Source organism: Anabaena azotica FACHB-119 (assembly GCF_014697625.1).
GTDB lineage: Bacteria > Cyanobacteriota > Cyanobacteriia > Cyanobacteriales > Nostocaceae > Trichormus > Trichormus azoticus_A.
Map to the genome: position 1 here is coordinate 1 of NZ_JACJSG010000031.1, position 25,837 is coordinate 25,837.

Below are 25,837 nucleotides of genomic sequence, written 5' to 3' on the forward strand. Positions count from 1 at the left end.
TGGTAGTTACCACTGGAGATGTTGTTGAAGCGTGCCGCAATGGTGGCAATTCCTACTGAGTCATCATTGAGGAGCAGTTGTAGGGTATTGTTGTCGCTGATACCCACAGTTCTGAGATCGATTTTGTCTTGTCCCTGTACAAAATCTGCAACTACATCCACAGACTGGGACGATGTGGCAGTGTTGAAGGTCTCGAACACAAACACGTCATTACCCGCACCACCGTAGAGGGTATCATTACCCGCTCCTCCTAATAATCTGTCATTCCCTTGTTCCCCAAACAAACGGTCATCACCGCCATTACCTTGAATAGTGTCATCACCTAAACCACCAAACAAATCATCATTGTTGTTTGTACCTGTGATATTGTCATTCACCACTGCCGTACTGAAAATAAAATCCGTGGTTAGCAGTTGGGTTTTACTAAAGCCATTGATTTTTAGTTGGTAGTTACCACTGGAGATGTTGTTGAAGCGTGCCGCAATGGTGGCAATTCCTACTGAGTCATCATTGAGGAGCAGTTGCAGGGTATTGTTGTCGCTGATACCCACAGTTCTCAGATCGATCTTGTCTTGTCCCTGTACAAAATCTGTGACTACATCCACCGACTGGCTAGATGTGGCAGTGTTGAAGGTCTCGAACACAAACAAGTCATTACCCGCACCACCAGTCAGCGTATCAGAACCAGATCCTCCTGATAATTGATCATTACCACCATTGCCTTGAAGAGTGTCATTACCAGCCAATCCCTGAATAATATCGTCTCCAGCTGTCCCTATTAAGTTGTCGTTGTTGTTGGTTCCTAGAATGTCCATGTTTGTATTTTCCTTTTGATTATCAAGATGCTTCTGGTATGAATTGATGAATGCTAGGATGATATGCAAATTTCATCACAACCCCATTTCATGAACACAATCAATAGTTGGCAGAGAGATTTGTTAGCCATCTCTGTCAATCACATTGCATATTCAGGAAAATTCGGTGGCAATTTATGATCTGGCAATGCCTATACAGAAGTTTTCTGCATAGCATTGAAAATTTGGAATTTAGACTAAGACATAAAAAAGAACTCAGGCAAACCGAGTTGAACAGCACTAAAACAAAAAAGTAGAAAAATTCCAAATCAAGGTTACGTTATTGGGGAGTAGCCAGTTTTAATAGTTTGCAGGACAGAATCTCCCATTTGCATACAGTTTTCCGGTGATGATGAATGGCATGACAAATTTCTCTAATATTAGTATTGCCTGGATATCTACCTGACTTAGTAAGTAGAATCAGCAGAAAAAGAATTGCCTAGTCAATTGGGAACATATAAGCTTGCATAATAACACTTAAAAAACATTCTGTCAGTACTTAAGCAACTAACACAATAATAGAGTGCATCAACGTTATTACTTAGATTAATGATTAATTCGGAGATTTACTTTATAAACTCTTGAGATTTACTTTATAAACTATTTACGCTGACTAATAGACCATTTTTAACGAAGGCAGGAGGCAGCAAGGTTTTAGATCCGATTGTTTCGATAAAGTAAATCTTTAGAGGGCTAGACGACGTAATATAATATGAGTCATAACGGCATATATGGCAGCTTCGCTCATTTCAGGGAGATGCTGGGAATCCTTACTCGAACGATGGTACTGGTTAAACTAGACAAATGTTCTTTCTACTATAAGGGCGCTTGGGTAAAACTTCAAAATAAATAGCCTCTAATTATCAATATTTTCGGTTAGCGTGGCGATAGCAGACTTGAGCCAGTCGATATAAACTTGCTCACGGTGTATGATTAATTCACACAGTAGCTGATGTATGATTTGCTCACGAGTCGCTAATTCATTGTCAACAGATGACAACTTAATGGCTTCATAATCGCTAATTTTCTCATAGTGAGCCGCTAGTTGTTGTTCTAGCAGAGTGGCGATCGCTTCATTAGGCAACTCAGCCGCAAAGTATAATTGTACAAGTAAAGTATCCCTGACTGTGGGCAAGGGTTGGGAAGATTGCAACCAGCGACCTAGTTCGGTTTTGCCCGCTTCTGTGAGAGAATAGACTTTGCGGTTGGGGCGATCGCGCTGAATCTCTACATGACAACTAATCCAACCCTGCTCAAACAGCTTATCGAGTGTTTTGTAAATCTGTGCTTGATCGGCTGGCCATAGATGTGCAATACATTTATCAAAACAACTAGTTTTGAGATCGTAACCTGTCATGTCTTGCTTTTGGAGGAAACCAAGAATTACATATGCGAGGGACATAACGGTTTTCCGAAAATAAGGTAGTGAAAACTATATTTGATAGCTCCCATATTTATTATGCTAATATATGAATATTCATATATAAAAAACAGATGACAGAAGAAAAGCATTCTCAACAAGAAAATTTGCTTTGTTGAGTGCATCTCAAGCGTCTAGGAGAGATGGTGAGGTATTACAGATCGTAAATTCATCAGATATAAACCACGCTTGGCTGAAATATTAATTCCTAAAATTACATTTAATAAATATGAGAAGTTTTTTGTTATGCAAGTCTCAAGAGAATTGTAGCTATTAAAAATATTGTAATGGAGGATATATTCCATTGACTTCTAACACACTTTTACAACGAATAAATCAACATCAGCACTTGAAGAATTTAAGAAATAAATTACTCAAGTTGCACAAGGTTTTACTAGACACTGAACGTATTACATACGAACAAGTGAGCGGAAGAATATCTAGTGGCGAGTTGCTACAACTAGTAATTAGCCATGAGCAATTTGCTTGGTTACACAGCATTTCTGAAGTAATTGTGCAAATTGATGAAATACTCACCGCAGATGAGCCAATATCCTCGGATAACATCAAACAGTTGATGATAGATATCCGTACCTTACTCTCACCCTCAGAGGATGGAAACACATTCGCCCGAAAATACTATACTGCACTCCAAGGTGAACCAGGGGTGGTACTAGCACACGCAGAAGTGTCTCAACTGCTTGCTTAGTTGGGAGAGGAGAAAAGGGCAAAACTTTCACTCTTTTTAATAAATCATGTAAAAAGCACTGTCAGAGATGTGGCAGTGCTTTTTTCTATCTATAGGAAGAGTAAATTAGCTCAGTGTCTTGTGTATGATAACCAAGGTTGGACATCTAGATTTTCTAGAGCAATCTCAAGGATTATCATGTCCTTGATTATGATTTGTGTGTCTGTCAGTTTCTAGTAGCCGTGAAATAAACACGTCTGGTTTTCTGCTGACAACAGAGACGACTTTATCGATGGCAACTACTTCGCTGATTTTGACAACCATCTCCCATAAAGTATCTTCCTCTGTATCTTTGTTGTGGGTTCTATGTTTGAACCACAACAGATCATCCCAAACCCCAATAATGGTTGCGTAGTACCATTTATCGCGTATCAGTATCCAGATATCTTTCTCTAGGTAGGTTTGTAGAATAGATTTCACAATTACTATAGTAGTAGTAAAACGATGAGCTAAATAGTATTTGGCTATGCAATGTTAGCGCAATAGTAAAATTGCGTAACTATTAAGATAATTGACTAATAATAATACCGGATATTCCCTATTTATGGCAAGAAATACGGAACCAGGGATAGTAAATAGCGGGGAAAGTCTCTTACTGTATGGGTTCTATGATTAGTTAATGCTTGAATAGATATAACAACTGCTAAAGAAGTTTATTTAGGGATTACTATCTTGCTAGTCATACCTATACTTGTAAAGACGTAAGTATACTCTACAAAAAGCTATGTAATTTACTATAACGCGCTTATAAATAATTAAAAAATTCCTTTGGCACTAATCTGAGTTCACCTGACTGAAAACGGGCAATATCTATCCACATGGCTTTATGTTTGTGGTTGTCCGATTCATGAAATACTAGACTATCCAATTGATAAAACTTGGGGTCAGCAAAATCACATCGATAAAGTTGAATAATTTCATGCCCCTTTCTAGCATTAAATATAAACAGGTTTTCTATACAACCTAGATAACGAATATTGGTTAATTCTGCTTTAATTTCTTCTAAAAATTCTCTTTTCAGGGCTGCCAAACTGGTTTCGCCAAAGTCTACACCACCGCCTAAAGCACGATAAAATGTTAATTGCTTTGCAGGGTCATAGCCTTCAGAAACAAAGATGCGATCGCCATCTTGAATCAGCCCCAAGACTATAACCCGAATTTCACCATGTTTATTCATTTTTAAATTAATTGTCGTAAATGGAGTAAGGGCTAGTTTCACTATCTTCAACAGGCCAATCTTCATTTTCGCCGCCAATGTAAAATTCTTCAATAGTGACGTATTCTTGACTCAGTTGAGTGAGGGCGTTGATTAAAATATCTATGGCGATCGCATCACTAGTTCCCAAGTCAAACCAACATCGCGCCCATTGTCCCTGATATTCAAACTCACCCATGTTGTGCATCAGCGCTAGTAGGCTTTTGTCATAACCTTGGGAGTCATAAGTCATATAACTTAAATCAACCCCAGTCTCCTGTACCTGAAGATTTTCGGCATTAAATGCGCCCAATTTCCCCAGATAAAACCAGGAATTAAACACTTCCTCTATATACTGCTTTTCCCTTTGAGATGGCACAGTGCTAAATTTGAGCCACATCCACACACTAAATTGATCAAATTCACGAAACTGAATGTGCATCTTGATTAATATTTAACTCACTTCCAATAAGCATATCAGGGGATAGGTCAGTTATCAGTTATCAGTTATCAGTTATCAGTTATCAAGTAATGTTAACTGTTAACTGTTAACTGTTCACTGATTAAGACTATTGACAGCACCATTGCGTTCGCTTTCGATTTGTTGTACTAATGATTTGGGAAGTTGAGACCTTTTGGTTAAGGCTTTGTCAAAATTGGCGATCGCTTCTCGAATTAGTTGCTGACTTTTTTCTCTTCTACCCTGCTCCTTGAGAATTTGGGCTTTGAGGTAATATAGTTCTGGGTTGTCGGTAGCCGCTTTGATGGCTCGGTTAGCATAATCTAAGGCTTGGGGATACTGTTTTAAATCACGATAAGCAACAGCAATGCCTCGATTAGTTAAATACTCAGGAGCTGCATTTGTCCGTAGACGATTAATCGCCTCATCTGGGTTAGCGAAAGGTAAACTGACAGATAGCATCAAGTCCATATAGCCCCGGAGCAAATTTAATTCGGGATCTCTGGGGGAAATGGCTTCCGCTTTATCCAAATATTCATAAACTAGCCTGAGCCGACTCAAAGCTTGGGATGCGCCTCTGAGGGTTCCTTCACGGGTAATAATTGCTGCTCCTTCTAAAAAATGCCCCACAGCAGTGTATATATTGCCCCGTAATTCGTCAGTTTTGACTAACTTCTGTCCTGCTTCTAGAGTTCGCCTGCTGTAATTATCCAGCCCACCCAAATCTTTATTAATGTAGGACAGAGATGCTTTCATGGCATAAGCTAGAGGTTCATCTGATTCGCTGGATATGGCTTGACTGAGGTAACGCTCTGCGGCTGGATAATCACCCTGTTGGAAAACCGCTTTAAAAGCCGCTTCTGTCTTGTCGCCAATTTGACGTGCTTGCCCTTGACTACGGAAGGGATCGCCAGCCCATGATGGGTTGATTGCCACCAGAGTCAGCGCGATCGCCAACGGCGGGGCGTAGCCCATCGCTGCACCAAAACTTGCCTGAGCAAGTCTAGTTAATCGGGATAATATTAAGTGAGAGGAGGAAAAATTTCTAGTCATTGTCAGCCTCAGAATAATTACGGTTGTAAAAGCTCTATATGTTACTTAAAATACAAAAAAATAATGATATTTTGCGTAAATTGCCGCTAAAATATGCCAGTTGCCAGATAAATTAGAACTGAAGATAATTTCCCATCCTCAATAGTCACTAGCTCTTAAGCCTGTCCCCTGTCCCCCGTCCCCTATTCCCTCCTATACCCCTTAAGCTTAGACTTTGGTAATAATATCAGGTTCCCAAAATTGCTTTAGTCAACACTTTTGGTAAATCTGTCACAATGGAATAATCAAGGTAATTCTTGCCAGTCAATAAAACGAAGAGCGAATTTTCTAGTTGCTCTAGTTGTAGTTAATCTTAGTTAGTGAGTTTCTTGCCAACTTCTAGTATCCTTAATAAATGCTCTATCTCCGAAATCTGAATTACCATCCCACAGCCTGCCCAACAGCAATTCTCAAATCCATCAACCTAGAACTACCTCCCCAAACACTGGGTTTGATTATCGGCCCAAGCGGTTCTGGTAAAAGTACATTATTAGAAATTTTATCTGGACTAGCTGAACCAACTTCTGGTGGAGCCTTCTGGCGAGAACAAGAACTCATAGCAGAACAGCTACAACAATTAGCTGGGATAGTATTTCAGTTTCCTGAACGGCACTTTTGTGGTGGTACGATTTTAGAAGAGTTACGTCTAGGACATCCTGAATTAGGGTCAGAGCGAGTTAGGCAAGCATTAAGCGAAGTAGGATTAGAGCATTTATCTCTTTCTGCTGCACCTTATGCTTTAAGTGGTGGTCAACAACGGCGACTGGCTTTAGCAGTACAATTAATTCGCCAGCCCAATTTACTATTATTGGATGAACCAACAGCAGGATTAGACTGGTCAATGCGTCGGCAATTAGTCAATCTATTAGCCAAACTGAAAAAAGATTGGACATTACTAGTAGTAACACATGATGCCGGTGATTTGCTGGCGATCGCAGATCATTGTTGGACACTCAACCACGGCGAACTTCACTCAGTAGACCCCGCAACGCTAGAGGGTAAAGCGAAGGAACCACAGCCTGCGGCGTAAGGGGAGTGGGGGGAGATGAGGGAGTCTGACAGGTGTAGGTTTTTTATTGGTGTTCCAAAAACCTTGGTTTTGGGTGTAAGGGTGTAAGGGTGTAGGGGTGTAGGGGTGAATAAAACAATGATTTTCTCGTTAGTTTTAGAGTCCTTACTCACTGCTAGATTAAAAACCTACACTTGTGAGGATGAGGGAGTGGGGGGAGATGAGGGAGATGAGGGAGTAACCCACCCCTAACCCCTCCCAGGAGGGGAACGGAGCAGGGGAGCAGGGGAGCAGAGGAGAAAAAAGAATAACTATGGACTATTGACTATGGACTATCGACTAATGACCAATGACTAACTCATTGCCAGAAATGGCGCAAATTTGGCAGCAAACTCTCAATTGGCAACCGACAGACTCACAGCAGGCGCAATTTCAGCAGCTTTATGAGTTAATTTTGGCAGGTAATCGCCAGTTAAATTTAACTCGCATTACTGATACCCAAGAGTTTTGGGAAAAACATCTGTGGGATTCGTTGCGAGGAATTGCACCACAGCAAGAATTTATCCCCTCTCTCCAAACGGGTGTGTCTGTAATCGATATCGGTACGGGTGCGGGTTTTCCTGGGGTTCCTGTGGCAATTATTGCACCTAACTCTACAATTACGCTGGTAGATTCAACGCGGAAGAAGATTAATTTTATCGAGAATATTTTGGGTGAACTGACTTTGACTAATGCCAAAACTCTGGTTGCTAGAGCAGAAGAAATTGGTCAACAAGTACAACATCGACAAAAATATGATATCGCTTTAATTCGTGCGGTTGGTACTGCCTCGGCTTGTGCGGAATATACTTTACCTTTATTAAAACAAGGCGGTTTGGCTGTAATTTATCGCGGTGCTTGGACACAAGAGGAAACGTCAGCTTTAGAAAATGCTGTCAAGCAGTTGGGTGGAAAAGTTGAATCAATCGAAAACTTCACCACTCCTTTAACTAACAGTATCCGTCACTCTGTGTATTTGCGGAAGGTAGGAACCACACCAGCTAATTTTCCCCGTGCTGTCGGTGTACCTACTCAAAAGCCACTCTAAATCATTAGGGTGTATGGGTATAGGGGTATAGGGCTAATAACTGATAACTGAGTTATGTGTCGCATAATTTTCATCACATTGTGACAACCATGACACAACCCCTTGTTACTCTAATTATTAAGTAAACATTCAGTTTGCTCCTCACACCATACCATCTCCCTCTGGCTGTTCAGCAGCAGAGGGATTTTTATTGAACTTGCGTCAAACCCCATCCCCTTCAAGGGTGGGGAGTATGTCAATTCGATATTCAAGGGTGATATCATGTCCGCTTAATCACTTATCATCTCTTGGGGGTTGGTAATTGGTAATTGCTCAGGACTTACGCAAGTGTCACAATTGGTGGTTGGTGCGTGACGCTACAAGTCTGATTACTACGTTCAAATATTTTAAGAGCGTCACACACCCTACAGAAAAAATATGCCAGTTGCGTAAGTCCTATTGCTAATGGTAGAAAAAAATTACCTAGTATACACCCTTACACCCCGCCTCAACAGAAAACTTTGATGCGTAAGTCCTGTTTGCAAACAAACCCTAGCTTCTAACTATTAATCAAACTACCGATCGCATCAATTAACGCATCAGGATCTACTGGTTTGGATATGTGTAAGTGAAAACCTGCGGCTAGTGCTTGCTGTTGATTAATTTCGCCGGCGTAGGCTGTTAAGGCGATCGCGGGGATATCTCCACCTGCTTGTGGCGATCGTTCTCTGATTTGACGCATCAGCATATAACCATCGACTTCTGGCATTCCAATGTCGCTCACCAAAACATCTGGTAAAGATTGAGATAAAGCCTCTAATGCTTCTTGGGCGGATGATACGGCTGTCACCTCTACTTCGTAATCTTCTAAAATAAAGGTCACTAAGTCGCGGATGTCTGGTTCATCGTCTACTATTAAGACACGCACGCCAGAAAGGCTAGGAGGTTGAGAGTTAGCTGATACTGGTATTTGCGCCTCTTCATTCATCGTTTCATTCTTGAGTAAAAGCGGTAAATTAACGGTAAACGTAGCGCCTAAGCCTTCGCCTGCACTTTTAGCCACAACTGTCCCACCATGCAGTTCTACGACTTGACGCACAATGGCTAGTCCTAAACCTAAACCGCCAAATTTGCGGGTGGTAGTGCCATCAGCTTGACGGAAGTAATCGAACACATAAGGGAGAAATTCTGGTGTAATTCCTTTACCAGTATCAATCACTTGAATCTGTGCTTGCTGATTCACTTGTTTCAGGTGGATTTCTACTTTACCACCTGCGGGTGTAAACTTCACAGCATTGGAAAGCAGATTCCAGAAGACTTGTTGTAGGCGATTAGCATCACCTATTACTTGATCTATATCCGAGTCGAATGTACTCCCAATCTTGATGCCTTTTGCTTCTGCTGCTAGGCGCACAGTGTCAATTGCCGCTTCAATCACAATTGGCAAACTCACAGGAGAAACATTCAGGCTTAACTTACCTTGCAGGATACGCGAGACATCTAATAAATCTTCAATTAATTGAGTTTGTAATCTAGCGTTACGTTCAATAGTTTCTAAGGCGCGGTCAGTAGTTGCCGCATCAAATTCTCTTGAACGTAGCAATTTTGACCAACCTAAAATCGGGTTGAGGGGGGTTCGTAGTTCATGGGAGAGAACCGCCAAAAATTCATCTTTGATGCGGTTGGCGATTTCTGCTTCCTTACGGGCTATTCTCTCAGCACATAATAGGCGATCGCGCTGTTGTTCTGCCAATTTGCGTTCGCTAATATCGAGGACAAATGCTACTCCTTGGTCATCACAGTCGTTGAGTAAAGCTATTCCTAATACAATCGACACTCGCCTACCATTGCGGTGAATATATTGCTTTTCGTAAAGGCGAGAAATACCATTGGCTTTGACTTCAGCGATCGCGCGATCGTCCAAGTGTTGATACTCTGGAGGGGTAAGTTCCAACCAATTAAGTTTACCTAAATTCTCAAACTCCTCACGAGTGTAACCAACTGTTTGCAAATAGGCATCATTGGCATCAGTGATGTAACCATCGATAGTCCAAAAAGCTACCCCTATTAAGTTAGACTCAAACAAACGGCGAAATCGACCTTCACTATTGCGTATAGATTTTTCAGCCCGTTTGTGTTCGGTAATATCACGCGAGACTGTAATTATACCCTCAATCTCCTGGTCAACGTTGCGTAACGGTGTGAGGATATATTCATAATAATGTGTTCCATCTGCTGTCTCATATTCAGATTCATCTTTAATCGGTTTCCCTGTTTCCAGAACAGATGTAAACTGCTGATTTACCTTATTTATTAATTCTTGGGGTAAATCAAGTTCTTGCAAAGATTTACCAATCATCTGCTGTGGATGAAGACCCAACAAAGCCGCACCGCCATGACTAACATACTGATAGCGACCTGCACGATTGAGGATATAAATGTGATCTACAGAAGTAGCGAGGATGGCATTGAGAACATTAGCTTGTTCTTGAACTTGAATGGCTAATTGTCGAGTATGTTCTTCTGAAAGTTTGCTTTCGGTAATCTCCATGCAAACCCCAATCATTCGCACAGGCTGTCCTTGGTCGTTGGAGAAAAATTTGCCCTTGGCTGCAATCCAATGTACGCTTTTATCCGACCAAACAACGCGAAATTCATGATAGTAATCAGTCTTATTCTTTAAGCAATCAGTAATTACCTGAGTAACTGATTCCCTATCTTCTGGATGAATACAGGATACAAACGTCTTATAATTGCCATCAAAGCTACCGGGAACAAGACCAAACAAAAGTTCATGATTTTCTGACCAAACTACTTTTTTCGTCAGAATATTCCAATCCCAAAAACCTAAGTTTGCTGCTTCCAAAGCCAGCCTTAATCGTTCTTCACTCTCACCTAAAGCTGCGTCTACCTGTTGTCTTTGAGAAATCTCTTGCTGGAGTTGTTGCAAGGTAGCTGATATATCTAGGCTTGGAACTTTTTCTTGATGGTTGTCGAGGGGAACATCAGCTATGTGTGCCTTTGCTAGTTTTGCTGCTAAATCTTCTATTTGCTGCTCAAGTTTGACTTGCCTATGCTGATAATATCTTTCCAATTGTTCCAACTCAGCTACACGCTGCCGCAGAGCTGTTAATTCATCAGCAAGTTTACCGTTAACTTGATCGACGTTTGGCATTGGGCAGACAACTCGCAATTTAGAATCTATAACTTGTAGTATGCACTCCTTAAATCTGATTGAGTATGGATTTTTTCAATTAATCAAGCAATCTTTCTTCAGGAATACAGAATTTAGGGTTATAAATTGTAACTTAAGATTAGTATTTGCTTTTGTCATCTAGCCTTGGAGGGAGATGAGGGATGGGGGATTGGGGATTGGGGATTGGGAAGAAGCAGAGGAGTAACCCACCCCTAGCCCCTAAGAGGAGGGGAACGAGGAGATGAGGGGGATGAGGGGGATGAGGGAGATGAGGAAGGAATATTCATATTTTCCAGTTACTAAACTAATATATCTTTCTCCCCCATCTCCCCCCACTCCCTCATCTCCCCCCAGTCCCCAATCCCCAGTCCCCAGTCCCTACTACGCCCCTACTGCTTCCTTCGCAGCATATAGTACCTCGGCTGAGATATCTTTGAAGCCGCGATCGCGGGCAAATTTCTCTGTATTCCGTTTCACTTTTCCGCGTACAAAACCAGGAATTTTGTTCAATTCTGCTAAACCATCTTTTGTCCAATTCAGGTCAGACTCAGCCGAAATTCCCTTGGTAATCACTTCTTTGGTATCATGTCCACCAAATATTTCTAATAGGTGGTCTTCCATTCCCAAGGTGAAGGAATTATAGATTAAATCTGTGATTTGATTTGTGCCTTCGTAGCCTAAGAATGGTTTGTAACCGATGGGGAAGTTTTGTACATGGATGGGTGCTGCAATTACACCACAGGGAATATCTAAGCGTTTACCTACGTGACGTTCCATTTGTGTACCGAAAATGGCGGAGGGTTCGACGCGGGCGATCGCATCCCCAATTGCGCCATGATCATCGGTAATCAGCACTTCATCACAATAGTCTTTTACCTCTTCACGAAACCAATCTGCGTCATATTTACAGTAGGTTCCCGCCCATACAACGTGAATTCCCATTTCCCGTGACAAAATTTTGGTGAGGGCGGCGGCGTGGGTGTTGTCGCCAAAAACTACGGCTTTCTTACCTGTGAGGTTTTGACAGTCGATGGAACGGGAGAACCAAGCAGCCTGGGATATATACAAGGTTTGCTCGTTGATGTATTCTTCGTAATCTACATTAGCACCTTGAGCGTTGATTACTTCCTGAATTTTGCGGATACATCTAGCAGTTTCCACTACACCCATTGGGGTAATATTTATACAAGGAGTACCAAATTCTGCTTCCAGGTAATTAGCCGCCATCAAGCCCAATTCGCGGTAAGGGACGAGGTTAAACCAAGCCCTGGGTAAATTTTTCAATTCGTGAACAGAAGCGCCTTCAGGAATGACCGCGTTGACCTCAATTCCCAAATCAGCCATTAACCTTTTGAGTTCGGTGCAATCATGGTTGTTGTGGAAACCCAGAGTAGAAATACCGATGATGTTAACTGAGGGTTTTTCTGTTTTGCTGGTGGGGAGTTCGCCTTTTTTGCGGGCTTTCTCGATGTAGAATTGCACAATTTGCTGGAGAGTGCGATCGCCTGCTTGCAGTTCGTTCACCCGATAATGGTTGACATCCGCCAACATCACGTCCCCTTTGGCTTCCAACTGGGCGCGTTCGACAAAGTTTTGTAAATCTTCTTGCAGAATGCTAGAGGTACAGGTGGGAGTCAAGACAATTAAATCTGGATGTTCCTCAGCATCTTTGCGAGTTATATTATCAACTACCTTTTCTTGGGAACCACGGGCTAAAACATGGCGGTCAACCACACTAGCTGTAACTGGTGTGAAGTCTCGCTCCCGCGATAACATTGAGCGCATGACGTTAAAGTAGTCATCGCCTAGAGGTGCGTGCATAATGGCGTGAACATTCTTAAAGGAACTAGCGACTCGCAAAGTGCCAATATGGGCTGGGCCTGCATACATCCAGTAAGCCAATTTCATTATGTTTTACTCCCTTGTTAACTTAAATAACGAGCAATACGGGGCTATAAGTGCTTGATTAGTTGATGCTGATTGTTCCAATTGCAATTGGCATGAAGTGGGGTCTTTTTAGAGGTTTAGGTGTGGAGATTCGCTCAAAACTACTTCCTGATTATGATTCAGCTTGTAATAGAAACAATTTAATCCTTGGCAAATTACATGAATCTTAAAGTTCAGCAAATTTTGTTATTAATTGCTCTGAGTATTAATTACTATTGTTAAATTAATTATCGTAAATAAAAGGGTTTAAGACCCCTACGTCTATACGTAGTATCAGTTTCAGTCGGGGTTTAAATCCCCGACTGTTCGCGTAGCGTGCCGTAGGCAAAATGTCTTTAATGCGCGAATGCGTGAATGCGCGAATGCGCGAATTGTTAACAAAACCGATTTAATGTGGTGAAGTTATGAAATTAGCAGATTTATCAGCAGAAACTCTAGAAAAAATTAAGTTAGTTAGATGGGATAGAATTATTGAGAAACATGAAGGCCCAGAAAATTGGGAATCTGTTCTGAGGTTCGAGGAGCCAGAATTTTTAGAAGTAGAAGGATATCCAATACTATTACCTGTAGATAAGTCACATCATCAAAATATAAGTATATTGCGTTCAATTTGGAGTGTAGATAACAACTCGGTAACTCTTTTCCTCTCAGATACTACCTATGAAGATGATCCTTTTTTCGCTGGGTTTATAGCAGTATGCGATCGCCCCAAAGATGAGAAATTTTTCTTGGCAATTTTATATCATGAATGGTTCATTATTGAAAGAGCAGAAGTCTTTGAATAAACAATTTTTAACAAGATTGAAAGCGTCTTAATTATCAGTAGGACTTACGCAACTGTCATAATCAAACTAACTGTAGGGTGCGTCAGTCCCAATAATTTCGTACAGATTCAAGGATTTTCCACATCTGACGCACCCTACTACTGTACCAGTTGCGTAAGTCCTAATTATTATCAGTTCTTATTCTTCCGGATGCGAATAGATAAAGCTGAATAAAGAACATACAGTGAAGATATATGCTCAAATTATGGAAATGCCCCAGCGCGTATCGGTTCGCTACAAAGACGCTACCTACAACATGGATGAGATACGCTTGAAAACCTTTCGGCTTGGGTTGCAAATTTGGGACGAACAAAGCAAACCCAGAAAAACAGAACTTTATGAGTTCATATTAGCTTGCTTGAAACAAGTTGACCGTCAAGATAGGTTTATATTTTCACTATTATTCATCGAGTTAGCAGATATGATTCGTGACTCTTCTTTAAAGAAAAGTATGAAAGAAGATTTAATTAAAGTAGCCTTTCGAGAATTTGCTTTTGCCCTCACAGACTTTGAAGATATTGCAGTTAAATCAAATTAATATCATGTCCGCTTAATCACTTATCATATCTTCGGGGTTGGTAATTGGTAATTGGTAATTGCTAATGGTAGAAAACAATTACCTATTAGCTATTACCCATTACCGATCAAAACAACCATATTATACAGCATATTTTGGGTAAATGAGGTACAAGCTTAAAACCCAAAATCATGTAGAGACGTTACATGTAACGTCTCTACAGTATTTCACGAATAGCGAAACTGCTGTAAGTAATTAGTTGAACTTAATCTTACTTATTTACTAAGAATTTCTTGATGATATTTGTTAGTTGCTTGAGTTTTACAGGTTTGGGGAGATAGTCGTTGGCTCCGACTGCTAAACAGTTTTCTTTGTCACCTGGCATGGCAAAGGCTGTGAGGGCAATGATGGGAACTTTGGTAAAATTTTGGTCTAATCGAATCTGCTTGATTGCCTCTAAACCATCTAATACAGGCATTTGAATATCCATTAAAATTAAGTCGGGAAAGTGGAATTTGGTGAGGGCGATCGCTTCTTGACCGTTTTTTGCCAAGATCACCCTGTATCCTATTGTCTCTAAATAGCCAGAGATAGTAAAAACATTAGCTTCGTTATCTTCTGCGAGCAAAATTAGCGGTGAATGCTCTACTGTTTCACTGACAGTAAAATTTAACTCAGGTGATACTTGCTTGACAGACTCAGACGAAAATTCACAGACATTGGTAGAGGGTAAATCAACAGTAAAGCAACTTCCTACACCGAGTTGACTGCTTACCTCCACCGTACCACCGTGCATTTCCACCAGTCGCTTGACCAGAGCCAACCCCAAACCAGTACCGTTATATTGGCGGTTGAAAGCACTATCAATTTGGATAAAGGGTTGAAACAGTTTTTTTAAGTTCTCTTGTGCAATACCAATGCCGGTATCAATGACTGCAATGCGAATGATATCTTGACAGGATGTTGTCTGTGCTTGAGGAGCGATGCTTTCGCGGGTAACTTTTAAGGTGACTTTTCCACCTTCTGGGGTGAATTTTACAGCATTGTTGAGTAAATTAATTAAAACTTGGCGGATGCGTCGCTCATCCACTAGCAGTTCTGGTAGATGAGGTTGAATCTTGACTTCCAGCTGGATGCGTTTTTGGAAAGCTTCCTGCTTAATAAATGCCAAACTGGACTGGCAAAGTGGGCTGATAGCTACGTGATTGTACTGTAAATCCATCTGCCCTGCTTCAATTTTGGATAAATCCAAGATGTCGTTAATTAATTCCAGCAGATGTTTGCCACTGCGCTCGATGGTTTGCAGCGCCAGTCCTTGTTTTTCATTGATGGCTCCAAACACCTGGTCTTGCAAGCCCTCGGATATACCGAGAATCGCATTGAGTGGGGTGCGTAGTTCATGAGAGATGGTAGCCAAAAACTCATCTTTCAATCGGGTAGCACGGGCGAGTTCATGGTTGGAAATGGCTAGTTTTTCGTTAGCTTGGCGTAGTTCTGATTCTGCCTTTTTGGCCTCGGAAATGTCTCGATGAGTACCAGTCATACGGAGGGGATTTCCGTCTTCATCGCGGACTACAGCTTTACCATAGTTAACTATCCACCTGTAGTCACCCGCTTTAGTTTGGACTCGATAGTCGAGTTTGTAGGGAACAGAAGCATCCTGAAGGTGAGCGTTGAGTTTTTCTAACATATAGGGCTGATCTTCTGGATGAACTAACTTTTCCCATGTACTGAAATCACTGGGTAACTCACTGACCTCAAAACCTAGCATTCTTAGCCATTGAGGGCTGAGATAGAGTTCGTTAGTTGTAATATTCCAGTCCCATAACCCATCGCCAGAAGCTTCTAATGCCAATAGTAGACGCTCTTCACTTAGCCGCATGGCTTCTTGGGCTAGTTCACGTTCACGAAGTGCAGCTTGCTGTTCGCTGATATCAACAACGTAACCAATAATTTCCACTGGTTTGCCGACTTGATCGCGAACAAGGCGATATTCATCTTTGATCCAACGGTAGCTACCATCTTTATGCAGGAAGCGATATTGGTAGAGGTGATATTCCCGTTTTTCGAGATGGGATAGCTCCACCAAGACCTGGGGTAAATCTTCTGGGTGGATGCGGTCTGTCCAGAAATCTGGATGTGATAACCATTCTTGAGGTGTATAACCGAGAACATTCTGTACATTTTTGCTGATAAAGGTGGCGGCAAAACTTTCCAATACTTGGCAGGTATAAATAACGGCGGGATTAGCGGAAAGGACAAATTCTAAACGTTCTTTGAGACGTTTATTTTCTAGTTCTTCTCGTCGGCGATCGCTAATATCAAAGTTAATGCCGATCATCCGTTGAGCTTGTCCCTGCGCGTCACGTTGTACCAATGCGTAGGCTTTGAGAAACCTGATAGTGCCATCAGTCCAGACTACCCTAAATTCTGGCTCAAAGTCTTTTTCTCCGGCAATGGCTTGCTCCATCGCCGCACGGACAGACAGCAGATCATCGGGATGCAGTCCTGCTTCCCATGCTTGGTAAGCACCTGTGAAATCTGCGGCTTTGATCCCATATAGTTGATACATCCGTTCATCCCAGACGAGATGATTATTGATGATATCCCAGTCCCAGATGCCAATTTGAGCAGATTTGATGGCTAAATTCAATCGGTCTGACAAGTTATTCAGGGCAATTTCCGTCTGTTTACGTTCGCTAATATCCAGTATTAATCCATCCCATAAAATATCGCCTTCGGCTTGTCGTTCTGGTTGGGAAATGCCTTGTATCCATTTCAAGCGACCAGATGGGGTAATCATCCTGGCTTCCCAAGAGAACTGCTGTAAGGAATTAGCTGAATGGGTGATCGATTCCTGCAATGAGGGGATATCATCTGGATGAATCAGGGCAAAGATGGCATCGGCATTTTCCATAATTGTTGCTGGCTCTAGTTCCAAAAGTTCTCGACAGCGATCGCTAATATATATAAACTCTTGGGAGCCGTCAGCATGGAGAATATATTGATACATTACACCAGGAACGTTGGCAGCAATGCGCTGGAATCGGGCTTCATTTTCGCGTAATGCGGCTTCCGCTTGTTTACGCACTGTAATATCCCGATCCATACCGCGATAGCCGCGAAATCTTCCCTGTGTATCAAAAATAGGTACTGCGCTCGTTTCTAAAGTAATGAGTCGCCCATTTTTATGTATATTAATATTTTCTAAACATTGAAAGGGGGCTTGCAGGTAAACAAATTCCCTAAACTTCTGCAATATAATTCGGGCTTCTTCTGGAGGCATTAAATCAAAGGGAGTTTTGCCCAAAACTTCCTCCGGGGAATATCCTAACAGGTTGGTGATTTGCGGACTAGAATAAGTGTAAACTCCTATTTCATTCACTTCCCAGACCCAATCACTAGATGTTTCTACGAGATTGCGGAAGCGTTCTTTGCTTTGTTCGAGTTCTAATGTGCGTTCGCTGACTTGTGCCTCTAAAGTTTGATTTTGTGCCGCTAAAATCTGTAGCAGGCGATCGCGCTCTTGTTCTGCTTTTTTGCGTTCGCTGATGTCTTGAGTCAGGATGATGCCTGCAATGACATGATCCTGCTCATCGCGTACAGGTATATGATGGGTAATGTAGTGGCGATCGCTAAAAGGAACCTCCCCAATTACTGATTCTCCCGCTAATGCTTGCTGGCACTGGGGGGCAACCATTTCGCATACCTCTGGGGGAAAGATTTCCCAAAGGGTTTTTCCTTCCATATTCGCCTTGTTTAAACCTACACTAGCCAGTCCTAAGCCTCCCACCAGCAGGTAGCGTAAGTCATGGTCAAATAACACAACTGCACCATTGGGGAAGTTATTTAATAGGGTGCGATAAAGTTGTTCACTGCGACGCAAGGCTTCTTCGGTTTGTTTGCGGGTGGTAATGTTGGTAATTGTTCCCACATAACCAACCACTTTGCCATCTAAATTTTTTTCCTGCACTGCTTGCCCAAATACCCAAGTTTCCACCCCATCCGGTCGCAAAAATCTATATTCCAAACTAAATACTTCACCTGTTTGAGCGCAGTGATACCATTGTGCTGCAACCATATCTCGGTCTTCGGGGTGTAAAGCGTTGACCCAGCCATAGCCAGATGCGGCTTCGGGAGTTAAGCCAGCAATTTGACACCAGTGTTCGCTAACGTATAAACAGTTCCCCTCTACATCGGTACGGAAAATCCCCACGGGGGCGGAGGCGGCCAAAGTGGCATAGCGTCGCTCACTTTCCTGTAGTGCTTGCTCAATCTGTTTACGTTCTGTAATATCTTCATAACTGGCGAGAACGCCAACAATTTCGCCATCAGGTTTGTATAGGGGTATTTTATTTATGCTTAACCAAATGGTGCGATTGTCCCCTGTTGTCAAGGGTTGTTCAATATTAAACTTAGGCTGACCGGACTCTATAACGATGCGATCGTCCGCTTGATAAAGTGGCGCTTGTTCCCGCCAAGGCAGATCAAAATCTGTTTTGCCAATGATTTGGGCTGCTAAAGATAGTCCAGCATCCAACAACAGTTGGCGGTTGCAACCTAAAAATCTGCTGTTGCGGTCTTTCCAGAAGATAGCCATAGGTAGGCTATCCATAATGACTTGCAAGAGAATTTGGTTTTCTTGCAGGGCTTTTTCTGTTTGTTGGCGAATCAGTTCATTTTGCTTGGCTTCGCTAATATCTCGCGCCTCGGCAATCAGCATTACCACTTGTCCTGACTCATCCTTGAGAGGAAGAAGCGAGAAATCTACGGTGACTTTGCGACCTCCTGCACCCAAAACATCTACTTCGTAGCGGATACGATCTCCTTGCGCGGCGCTGGCGATCGCTTGCTTTAATCTTTCTTGAGTTGTCGGGGAAATAGTCCAGCAATATATTTCCCAAAAAGGTCGATTGATGATATCTTCTAGTTTTACCCCGCCAAAATTTAAAGCTGTCTGGTTAGCCTCTAGTAAAATTCCCTCGGTTGTCAGCAGTCCCGTCAATTGAAAACTTTGATCGAAGATAGCTCGAAATCTCCGCTCACTAGCTTGTTGTTGTTGCTCTTGCATCCGTAGTTTTTGCTTCAGACGGCTTTTTTCTAATGTGGCATCAACGGTGTGGCAAAATCTCACACAGGTAAGATTTTCTTTAACTAAATAGTCCCAAGCACCAGTTTTTATTGCTCTAACAGCGTCCTTCTCATCTTCTTGTGTTACTAACATAATCACCGGAATTTCCCAGTCAGGAAATTGGCTTTTTAATTGCTGGAGAAATTCCCACCCATCTATATCTGATAGTTGATTGTCGAGCAGTATTAAGTCTGGCTGGTTTTCAGCTAGGTATGATATTGCTGCTGACCCTGTCTCAATCTCAACTACATTATAGGTGGCAATTGTATCCTGACTTAAGTAACGGCAGTATAATGATCTATCTTGTGGAGCGATCGCCAGAATTAAAACTGAGTAATGGGAGATTGACATATATGGTTAATTATACATAGTTTATTTTGTTGTTAATCATCAAGTTAAAAGATATTTTCGTTCCTCTATTTAGCAAAGCCTTAATTAAAAATATCGCATATTTTATTGTTCTATAATGGCTCTTATTTCCTTGAATGGCAAGAGTTTATAGCTGTTGTTATCAAAAAGATTTTTTCTAATTTTCAGTAAAATTACATACAGCATCGCTATTCGTGAAATACTGTAAAGACGTTATATGTAATACCGTTTCTTGATGAAGATGCACTTTATTCTGCGCTGTAGAGATTGGTATGCCAGTCTCTACATTGTTTATTCGGCGCAACTTCATGGAGAATTGGTATTATATTAAGTTCGGTTAATTACTTACGATATGGTTAATTTAGTTGGTAATGGGTAATAGCGAATAGCTAATTGTTCTCTACCATTACCAATTACCAATTACCAATCCCCGCGATATGATAAGTGTTTAAGCGGACATGATATTACTTGTATTCAAGAATTAAGTATGAGTCCTATATAATTACATAGTATTTAATTCTTATTTAATTTTTTATAGGACTTACGCAAGTGTCATCATCAAACTAAATGTAGGGTGCGTCAGCCCCAATAATGTCGTACACATTCAAGTTCTCAACTTTATTTACATGACCTGAAAACAAAAGTTGAAACTTGCCCAATTATTTATATCTAAAATATAGGAATCAGTGGCTATACCGTTCATTTCGGCTTTGATGTCGCTGCTATTATGCAGGTCTTGCAACAATGCTTGTCCAACATCTAGGGGGTTGACTATTGTGGCTATGGGTTGTTGGTCGCCTGCGGAATATTTGGCTTTTTCTAACTTGTCTAAAGTGGTGTTGAAGGGTGTGGTGCTAAAAATTAGTTGGTGTTGGTATACGTAGGCTGGCTCGGAAATTACCCATCCTGATGCAGGTGTTGTTTGTGGTAAAGTTATAGTTTCATTGGGGGCAATCATTACTTGTTGGAGTTGGGGTTGATTGTCGGGTTGGTTGGGTTCTTGTGGGGTTTGCCAAGGGTAAAATGCGATCGCAGTGCGATGATTCCGCAATCCCAACAGCATAAAATATATTGGGCGATCGCTTAAATTCTGCACGCGGTATTGTATCTTGCTCCCAACAGGAATCACAGGATTAATTAGTGATTTTTTATAGGTGGTTTCAGCGTGAAGATGACGTACTGTTTGTTGCATTACCACCCGTGGCGATATACTGCTCACAATCTCTAATGTCACCTTGACAGGTAAGCGGGAAGAACCTTGATTTTGAGTGAGTCGCCATAACTTCGCCGCTAATAAAGTGGATAATTTTTCTGATAAACGCTGTGCGGCTACTTTCACCGCTTCCCCGACTCCGCCATCTGTGTTAGGAATGAGTTCACCACCTAAAGTAAACAAACCGTAGCGACTGGGAGTCTGCGGTAGTTTGCCAAATAAATAATCTGCTGGTTGTTCTGTGGCTACTACAGTAGAAACATGAGCAACTCCAGCAAAGGCGCTAGTAGCATCTACTCGCTCAATTCTTTCTAGTCTAGTATCTAAACCTAAGATTAAATTAATATTGCGGGGTAATATACGCACATTTTCTTGAATGACTTCACCGACTTGTAAGGGAGTTGTGTCAGCAACTTTCAAAACTTGGGCTTTTGCTGTTAATCCTGTGCGCGATCGCAATACAAGTTGCGTTCCCGTTGCTAAACTAAATCTAGAATTAGCACCATAATATTCCAAAACTTGAGGAGGTAGCCCACCTAACCATAGTTGGGCTGTTTTACCATCTTCTTCTATCGCCAGTACCGCCCCTTCTCCACCTGTGCGGCTATCTGTGAGTAAATTTTCTACAGTCACTAACCCCGGTTGATTTTTCTTCTTACTCAACAACCCAGGCTGCTGTTTGCTTCCCAATTGCTGTATAGAACCAGCCACTTGGACAAGGCTGACTTGAATGGCTGTGGCTGGGGTTGACTCCCAAAGTTGCTGTGTCAAAGCATAAGTAAATAAACCTGCACTAAACCCAGACATCAATACTTCCCTAGCTGCTTGTTGCGGCCCCGAAGTGGCGGATAGTACTACAGGCGCGTTGAGTTCCGGTTTTTGGGTTTTGATTTGTTTGAGAAAATCGAGTTCTGCTGTTGCTAATTGCGTTTCTGCTGACTCTTGACGGGCGCGAGTTCGCAGTCCTGTTGGTTGAGTTGTACTCTTGAGGGAGTAACTTGTATCTAATACGGCTGTTACATGGTCTGTAGGGAGCGATCGCAACAACTGTAATAAGGTATCTTCTAATAAGTAATTAGCTATGTGAGAATCTGGTGGTGCTTGATTTTCATCAGTTGTGACTAAAGCGTTTTGTAGTATATCTGACTCTCCTGGTAACTGAGTACCGTAGCCGCTAAAGTGGAAAACCACCACATCACCAGATTTAGCTTGCTTGACAAGATGCTCCAAAAATGCTGCTTCTATAAATTCTCTGCTAGCTTGTTCCTCAGTTAAGGTGAGAATATCGCTAGGTTGAAAGCCAAACCGATGCACCAACAATTCTTTTTGCAGTTCAACATCGGTGAGACAACCACTTAGCGAGGAACTTCTGCGGTATTGATTAATGCCGATGAGTAACGCCAATTTGCGCGGTGTAGGTTGGGCTAAAGCTTGATAATAGCGGTTTCCCATCGTCAACCACTCAGTTTCAGTTATACCCAACACCGCCAGTATTGAACCAATCCGTTGTACAAAAGTCCGACGCTTCATAAAAACAATCAGTCCTCAGCTCGTCAGCTAACAGCTTATAGGGCTGAGGTCTGGAGTGTAAAGTCAATCAGTTATCAGTTATCAGTTATCAGTTATCAGTTGTCAGTTATCAGTTATCAGTTATCAGTTATCAGTTATCAGTTGTCAGATTTTGTTCACTGTTAACTGTTAACTGTTAACTGTTAACTGTTAACTGTTAACTGTCCCTACGCTAACACCTTGACTCGCATAGCCCGCGCCAACTCTGCGGCGACTTCGGGGCGGGAAAATTCTGGTGGGGGTAGTTCACCGCGACGCAGCATTTCTCTAACTTTAGTTCCAGAGAGGTGGACTCGTTCTTCTGGGCTGCTGGGGCTGGTTTTGGTGGTCGCCATTTGTTTGGTGCGGGTGCAGTAAAAGGCGTGTTCAAATTTCATTGGTACAATGCCTAATTCACCGGGCGCAAATTCATCGAAGATATATTGAGCGTCATAAGTACCGTAATAGTCACCCACACCGGCATGATCTCGACCGACGATAAAGTGGGTACAGCCGTAATTTTTGCGGACTAAGGCGTGGAAAATGGCTTCACGGGGGCCGGCGTAGCGCATGGCGGCGGGATTAATTGCTAAAATTACCCTATCTTGGGGGTAGTAATGTTCTAGCAAGATTTCATAACAGCGCATCCGCACATCGGCGGGGATGTCGTCTTCTTTGGTCGCCCCTACCAAGGGATGTAAAAATAAACCATCCACGGTTTCTAAGGCGCATTTTTGAATATATTCGTGGGCGCGGTGAATGGGGTTGCGGGTTTGGAAGCCGACTATGGTTTTCCAACCCTTGTCTCTAAACATTTGCCGAGACGCAACTGGGTCAATTTGATAATTGGGGAATAGAGGATGAGAACTGCGTTCCAGTAACCAGATATCACCAGCTAAATGGACAGCACCTTGTTTATACAGGACTTGCACTCCAGGGTGTTTGGCTTCATCTGTGCGGTAGACGTTGATGGCTTCGCGGGTTTTGTCGTAGCGATATTTTTGGGTGAGTTGCAAAACCCCAATGTACTCGCCTCTGGGGTTATCTAAACGCACTAAGCCACCTTCTGGTAAAGAAGCTGCTTCTGCTTCGCTAACTGAGAGTGTGATTGGTATTGACCATACAAGACCGTTAGCCAAGCGCATTTCTGTGACGACGCGATCGTAATCTTGCTGGTTCATGAACCCTGTGAGGGGGCTAAAACCGCCGATCGCAATCATTTCTAAATCAGAAACAGCCCGTTCGTCAAGTTGCACTCTTGGCAAAAACTCAGCTTTGGAAAGAAACTCTTCTCTTTGTTCTGGGCTGGCTATGCGATTAACCAACTGTCCACCGTGCGCGGCAATGGCATCTGGATGCTGACTCAATTTCAATCCCCTCTTAAGCGATAACTACAATTGTTGCAAACTGTATACTAACTAACTTATCAAAATGCTGGTACACAAAGAAAAAAATTTGAGAAATGAAGATAGGGGATGGGCGAAAGAGGTCAGAAAATAGGAAAATATACCAATTATGGCTAATTGCTGACGATATGGTTGGTTTGATTGGTAACTGGTGATTGGTAATTGGTAATTGGTTTTTACTATTACCCATTACCAACCACTACAATATGCTCATTCTCTAAACGAACTATATCTTAAATTGGATTTTTCAGAAATTATGATTGACTAAATTGCGTATTTGAGTCTCCTGAGTCAGGTAGATAAGTTTACAGAAATTACAAATGAATTAACTCTTCACTCCTCGATATTGTAGTAAGCAAGCAAGGAGTTGAACAGCCAAATACAGGCAATCAACTAGAAGCTTACCAAGTGCAAAACTACTTTATTAATGGAGACAATTTTCATGTTATCTCTTGCACAAAATAACCTGTTCACCGAAGTTGCTATTGAAGAATCCGCTACTGTTAGCGGCGGTCAAGTCGATAATTTGTTTAACCTTGATCAATACCTCTACATTATAGGTGCTGGTACTACTTTTGGTAACGCAGGATTGACTACAGCCGAAGTTCAGTTTGCTTTTGAAAGTGCATTTAATACCGGCGGAACAACTGGCATAGGTCTATAGTTTTCTCAAAAAGAATTACCTTGAAAATCTCAAATACTATTTCTGGCTTTTCAAGGCTGATTCAATCACATAATAGCTGACTAATTCATACCAGTTCTATGAGAAGTTGCAATAAATAACCCCTGTAGAGACGTTGTATGCCAATCTCTACAGCAACCCATAAACTGCATCTTCATAAAGAAACGGTATCATCACAATCTTGTTAATGGAGTCAAATCTCATGCTAGTTATCAATAATAACCTGTTCACCGAAGTTGCTGTTGAAGAATCTGCTACTGTTAGCGGTGGTCAAGTTACTAACTTATTTAATCTTGATCAATACCTCTACATCATCGGTGCTGGTACTACTTTTGGCAACTCTGGATTGACTACTGACGAAGTTCAGTTTGCTTTTGAAAGTGCATTTGGTTTCGATTAAAATTCATAATTAATGTTGATGAAAGGCTGGCATTGTCAAGTTAAGAAACAAGCCAGCTTTCTCCTAGCAGCACAATAATATTTCAGGGATAATTATAGGACTTACGCAAGTGTCATAATCAAATGAACTGTAAGGTGCGTCAGCCCCAATAATCTCGTACATATTCAAGGATTTTCCACATCTGACGCACCCTACCCTAAGTGCTAGTTGCGTAAGTCCTGAATTAATTGAAAAATTGCTAAATACTGGAACATTGTCAATGTTTCCAGTATTTAGATTTACTTCCCTGAATCAAAATGCCAATATCTCTTGTATTTTCAAGGAAAAAACAGCATGATTACAAAAAGCATTTTGTTTAGATTGGTAACTGTTGAAGAAGCTAGTCTTGTTAGTGGCGGTTATTATAATAAGTCACAACCTGAGTTTGGACTCACATCTACGGGTGAAACTACAACTGGTAAAATCATGAACGCAGACGGAAATGGCAAAGATGTAACTATTTACGAGTCGAAGAGTTCTAGCAGTAAGAAGGATGAGGTTCCCTATTCAGCAATGGCTTTATCACCTTTTCCTTAATCTTAAATTTTTCCAGTGATTAGTCACAAATTCCCTAACTAATTACTTACGTTTAACAGTGAACAGTTATTAGGGGCGGGTTGATTGGGAAATTCATGGGAAAAACAAATATCTTCGTTAAACCCGCCCGTACTTAAATCTCTAATTGGTGGAAGGCGTAGGGAGAAGCTGCTTTATTCTCCAA

19 protein-coding genes and 1 pseudogene are annotated in these 25,837 nt (G+C 41.8%); 8 read left to right on the plus strand and 12 right to left on the minus strand.

Going from position 1 to position 25,837, the window contains the following annotated elements; genetic code table 11:
• The 3 genes and pseudogenes from H6G83_RS21235 to H6G83_RS21245 all read right to left on the minus strand — a co-directional run.
• On the minus strand, positions 1 to 815 hold an 815-nt coding region (locus H6G83_RS21235), incomplete at its 3' end, for a M10 family metallopeptidase C-terminal domain-containing protein (protein ID WP_190475960.1).
• Between the two features lie 724 nt (positions 816 to 1,539).
• Positions 1,540 to 1,699, minus strand: a pseudogene (locus H6G83_RS21240) (transposase); the annotation flags it as partial.
• Positions 1,700 to 1,710: 11 nt separating this feature from the next.
• Positions 1,711 to 2,256, minus strand: a complete 546-nt coding sequence (locus tag H6G83_RS21245) for a PadR family transcriptional regulator (protein WP_190475961.1) — start codon at positions 2,254 to 2,256, stop codon at positions 1,711 to 1,713.
• A gap of 322 nt (positions 2,257 to 2,578) precedes the next feature.
• Between H6G83_RS21245 and H6G83_RS21250 the strand changes: the two genes are divergently transcribed.
• Positions 2,579 to 2,983: a hypothetical protein gene (locus H6G83_RS21250; RefSeq protein ID WP_190475962.1), complete on the plus strand. Its 405-nt coding sequence runs from the start codon at positions 2,579 to 2,581 to the stop codon at positions 2,981 to 2,983.
• A gap of 165 nt (positions 2,984 to 3,148) precedes the next feature.
• On the opposite strand, the gene H6G83_RS21255 is transcribed toward H6G83_RS21250, so the two are convergent.
• The 4 genes from H6G83_RS21255 to H6G83_RS21270 all read right to left on the minus strand — a co-directional run bounded on the left by H6G83_RS21255 (position 3,149) and on the right by H6G83_RS21270 (position 5,730).
• Complete coding sequence (locus H6G83_RS21255; RefSeq protein WP_190475963.1) at positions 3,149 to 3,442, minus strand: hypothetical protein; 294 nt, start codon at positions 3,440 to 3,442, stop codon at positions 3,149 to 3,151.
• A gap of 325 nt (positions 3,443 to 3,767) precedes the next feature.
• Positions 3,768 to 4,199 (minus strand): NUDIX hydrolase, encoded by a 432-nt coding sequence (locus tag H6G83_RS21260; protein ID WP_190475964.1) that lies wholly within the window; start codon positions 4,197 to 4,199, stop codon positions 3,768 to 3,770.
• A 7-nt stretch (positions 4,200 to 4,206) separates the two neighbouring features.
• Positions 4,207 to 4,659, minus strand: a complete 453-nt coding sequence (locus H6G83_RS21265; protein ID WP_190475965.1) for a DUF3531 family protein — start codon at positions 4,657 to 4,659, stop codon at positions 4,207 to 4,209.
• 114 nt (positions 4,660 to 4,773) lie between these two features.
• Entirely contained in the window at positions 4,774 to 5,730 is a 957-nt protein-coding gene (locus H6G83_RS21270) for a Sll0314/Alr1548 family TPR repeat-containing protein (protein ID WP_190475966.1), read from the minus strand.
• Between the two features lie 394 nt (positions 5,731 to 6,124).
• On the opposite strand from H6G83_RS21270, the gene H6G83_RS21275 reads away from it, so the two are divergent.
• Both H6G83_RS21275 and rsmG read left to right on the plus strand, forming a co-directional pair.
• Entirely contained in the window at positions 6,125 to 6,799 is a 675-nt protein-coding gene (locus H6G83_RS21275; protein WP_190475967.1) for an ABC transporter ATP-binding protein, read from the plus strand.
• Between the two features lie 328 nt (positions 6,800 to 7,127).
• Positions 7,128 to 7,865: a 16S rRNA (guanine(527)-N(7))-methyltransferase RsmG gene (rsmG, locus tag H6G83_RS21280; protein WP_190475968.1), complete on the plus strand. Its 738-nt coding sequence runs from the start codon at positions 7,128 to 7,130 to the stop codon at positions 7,863 to 7,865.
• Between the two features lie 538 nt (positions 7,866 to 8,403).
• On the opposite strand, the gene H6G83_RS21285 is transcribed toward rsmG, so the two are convergent.
• The gene (locus tag H6G83_RS21285) at positions 8,404 to 11,019 is read right to left on the minus strand and encodes a PAS domain S-box protein (protein WP_190475969.1); all 2,616 of its coding nucleotides are present in this window, start codon (positions 11,017 to 11,019) and stop codon (positions 8,404 to 8,406) included.
• Between the two features lie 402 nt (positions 11,020 to 11,421).
• Positions 11,422 to 12,948 carry a ferredoxin:protochlorophyllide reductase (ATP-dependent) subunit B gene (gene bchB / locus H6G83_RS21290; RefSeq protein WP_190475970.1) on the minus strand — a complete coding sequence of 509 codons (1,527 nt, stop codon included), beginning with the start codon at positions 12,946 to 12,948 and terminating at the stop codon, positions 11,422 to 11,424.
• Positions 12,949 to 13,391: 443 nt separating this feature from the next.
• On the opposite strand from bchB, the gene H6G83_RS21295 reads away from it, so the two are divergent.
• Both H6G83_RS21295 and H6G83_RS21300 read left to right on the plus strand, forming a co-directional pair.
• A complete protein-coding gene (locus H6G83_RS21295) occupies positions 13,392 to 13,772 on the plus strand; it encodes a hypothetical protein (RefSeq protein ID WP_190475971.1) in 381 nt (126 codons plus the stop codon).
• Positions 13,773 to 14,016: 244 nt separating this feature from the next.
• Positions 14,017 to 14,349: a hypothetical protein gene (locus tag H6G83_RS21300; RefSeq protein WP_190476043.1), complete on the plus strand. Its 333-nt coding sequence runs from the start codon at positions 14,017 to 14,019 to the stop codon at positions 14,347 to 14,349.
• A gap of 250 nt (positions 14,350 to 14,599) precedes the next feature.
• Here H6G83_RS21300 and H6G83_RS21305 read toward each other — a convergent pair whose 3' ends face one another.
• From H6G83_RS21305 to sat, 3 genes are all read right to left on the minus strand, one after another.
• On the minus strand, positions 14,600 to 19,810 hold the full coding sequence (locus tag H6G83_RS21305; protein ID WP_190475972.1) for a PAS domain S-box protein: 5,211 nt from the start codon (positions 19,808 to 19,810) through the stop codon (positions 14,600 to 14,602).
• Between the two features lie 640 nt (positions 19,811 to 20,450).
• Positions 20,451 to 22,571, minus strand: coding sequence for a caspase family protein (locus H6G83_RS21310; protein ID WP_190475973.1), 2,121 nt, complete (start codon positions 22,569 to 22,571; stop codon positions 20,451 to 20,453).
• Between the two features lie 206 nt (positions 22,572 to 22,777).
• Complete coding sequence (sat, locus tag H6G83_RS21315; protein WP_190475974.1) at positions 22,778 to 23,956, minus strand: sulfate adenylyltransferase; 1,179 nt, start codon at positions 23,954 to 23,956, stop codon at positions 22,778 to 22,780.
• Between the two features lie 466 nt (positions 23,957 to 24,422).
• Here sat and H6G83_RS21320 point away from each other — a divergent pair, with 466 nt between their 5' ends.
• The 3 genes from H6G83_RS21320 (at position 24,423) to H6G83_RS21330 (ending at position 25,653) form a co-directional block, all read left to right on the plus strand.
• On the plus strand, positions 24,423 to 24,659 hold the full coding sequence (locus H6G83_RS21320; protein ID WP_190475975.1) for a hypothetical protein: 237 nt from the start codon (positions 24,423 to 24,425) through the stop codon (positions 24,657 to 24,659).
• A gap of 220 nt (positions 24,660 to 24,879) precedes the next feature.
• On the plus strand, positions 24,880 to 25,077 hold the full coding sequence (locus tag H6G83_RS21325; RefSeq protein WP_190475976.1) for a hypothetical protein: 198 nt from the start codon (positions 24,880 to 24,882) through the stop codon (positions 25,075 to 25,077).
• Positions 25,078 to 25,410: 333 nt separating this feature from the next.
• Complete coding sequence (locus H6G83_RS21330) at positions 25,411 to 25,653, plus strand: hypothetical protein (RefSeq protein ID WP_190475977.1); 243 nt, start codon at positions 25,411 to 25,413, stop codon at positions 25,651 to 25,653.
• Positions 25,654 to 25,837 lie beyond the last annotated feature (184 nt).

Coding starts and splice junctions, on each gene's coding strand:
- H6G83_RS21260 (WP_190475964.1), bottom strand. CDS start 4,199: ATGAATAAACATGGTGAAATTCGGGTTATAGTCTTGGGGCTGATTCAA.
- bchB (WP_190475970.1), bottom strand. CDS start 12,948: ATGAAATTGGCTTACTGGATGTATGCAGGCCCAGCCCATATTGGCACT.
- H6G83_RS21295 (WP_190475971.1), top strand. CDS start 13,392: ATGAAATTAGCAGATTTATCAGCAGAAACTCTAGAAAAAATTAAGTTA.
- H6G83_RS21270 (WP_190475966.1), bottom strand. CDS start 5,730: ATGACTAGAAATTTTTCCTCCTCTCACTTAATATTATCCCGATTAACT.
- H6G83_RS21300 (WP_190476043.1), top strand. CDS start 14,017: ATGGAAATGCCCCAGCGCGTATCGGTTCGCTACAAAGACGCTACCTAC.
- H6G83_RS21265 (WP_190475965.1), bottom strand. CDS start 4,659: ATGCACATTCAGTTTCGTGAATTTGATCAATTTAGTGTGTGGATGTGG.
- H6G83_RS21305 (WP_190475972.1), bottom strand. CDS start 19,810: ATGTCAATCTCCCATTACTCAGTTTTAATTCTGGCGATCGCTCCACAA.
- H6G83_RS21325 (WP_190475976.1), top strand. CDS start 24,880: ATGCTAGTTATCAATAATAACCTGTTCACCGAAGTTGCTGTTGAAGAA.
- H6G83_RS21310 (WP_190475973.1), bottom strand. CDS start 22,571: ATGAAGCGTCGGACTTTTGTACAACGGATTGGTTCAATACTGGCGGTG.
- H6G83_RS21275 (WP_190475967.1), top strand. CDS start 6,125: ATGCTCTATCTCCGAAATCTGAATTACCATCCCACAGCCTGCCCAACA.
- H6G83_RS21245 (WP_190475961.1), bottom strand. CDS start 2,256: ATGTCCCTCGCATATGTAATTCTTGGTTTCCTCCAAAAGCAAGACATG.
- H6G83_RS21285 (WP_190475969.1), bottom strand. CDS start 11,019: ATGCCAAACGTCGATCAAGTTAACGGTAAACTTGCTGATGAATTAACA.
- H6G83_RS21330 (WP_190475977.1), top strand. CDS start 25,411: ATGATTACAAAAAGCATTTTGTTTAGATTGGTAACTGTTGAAGAAGCT.
- rsmG (WP_190475968.1), top strand. CDS start 7,128: ATGACTAACTCATTGCCAGAAATGGCGCAAATTTGGCAGCAAACTCTC.
- H6G83_RS21320 (WP_190475975.1), top strand. CDS start 24,423: ATGGAGACAATTTTCATGTTATCTCTTGCACAAAATAACCTGTTCACC.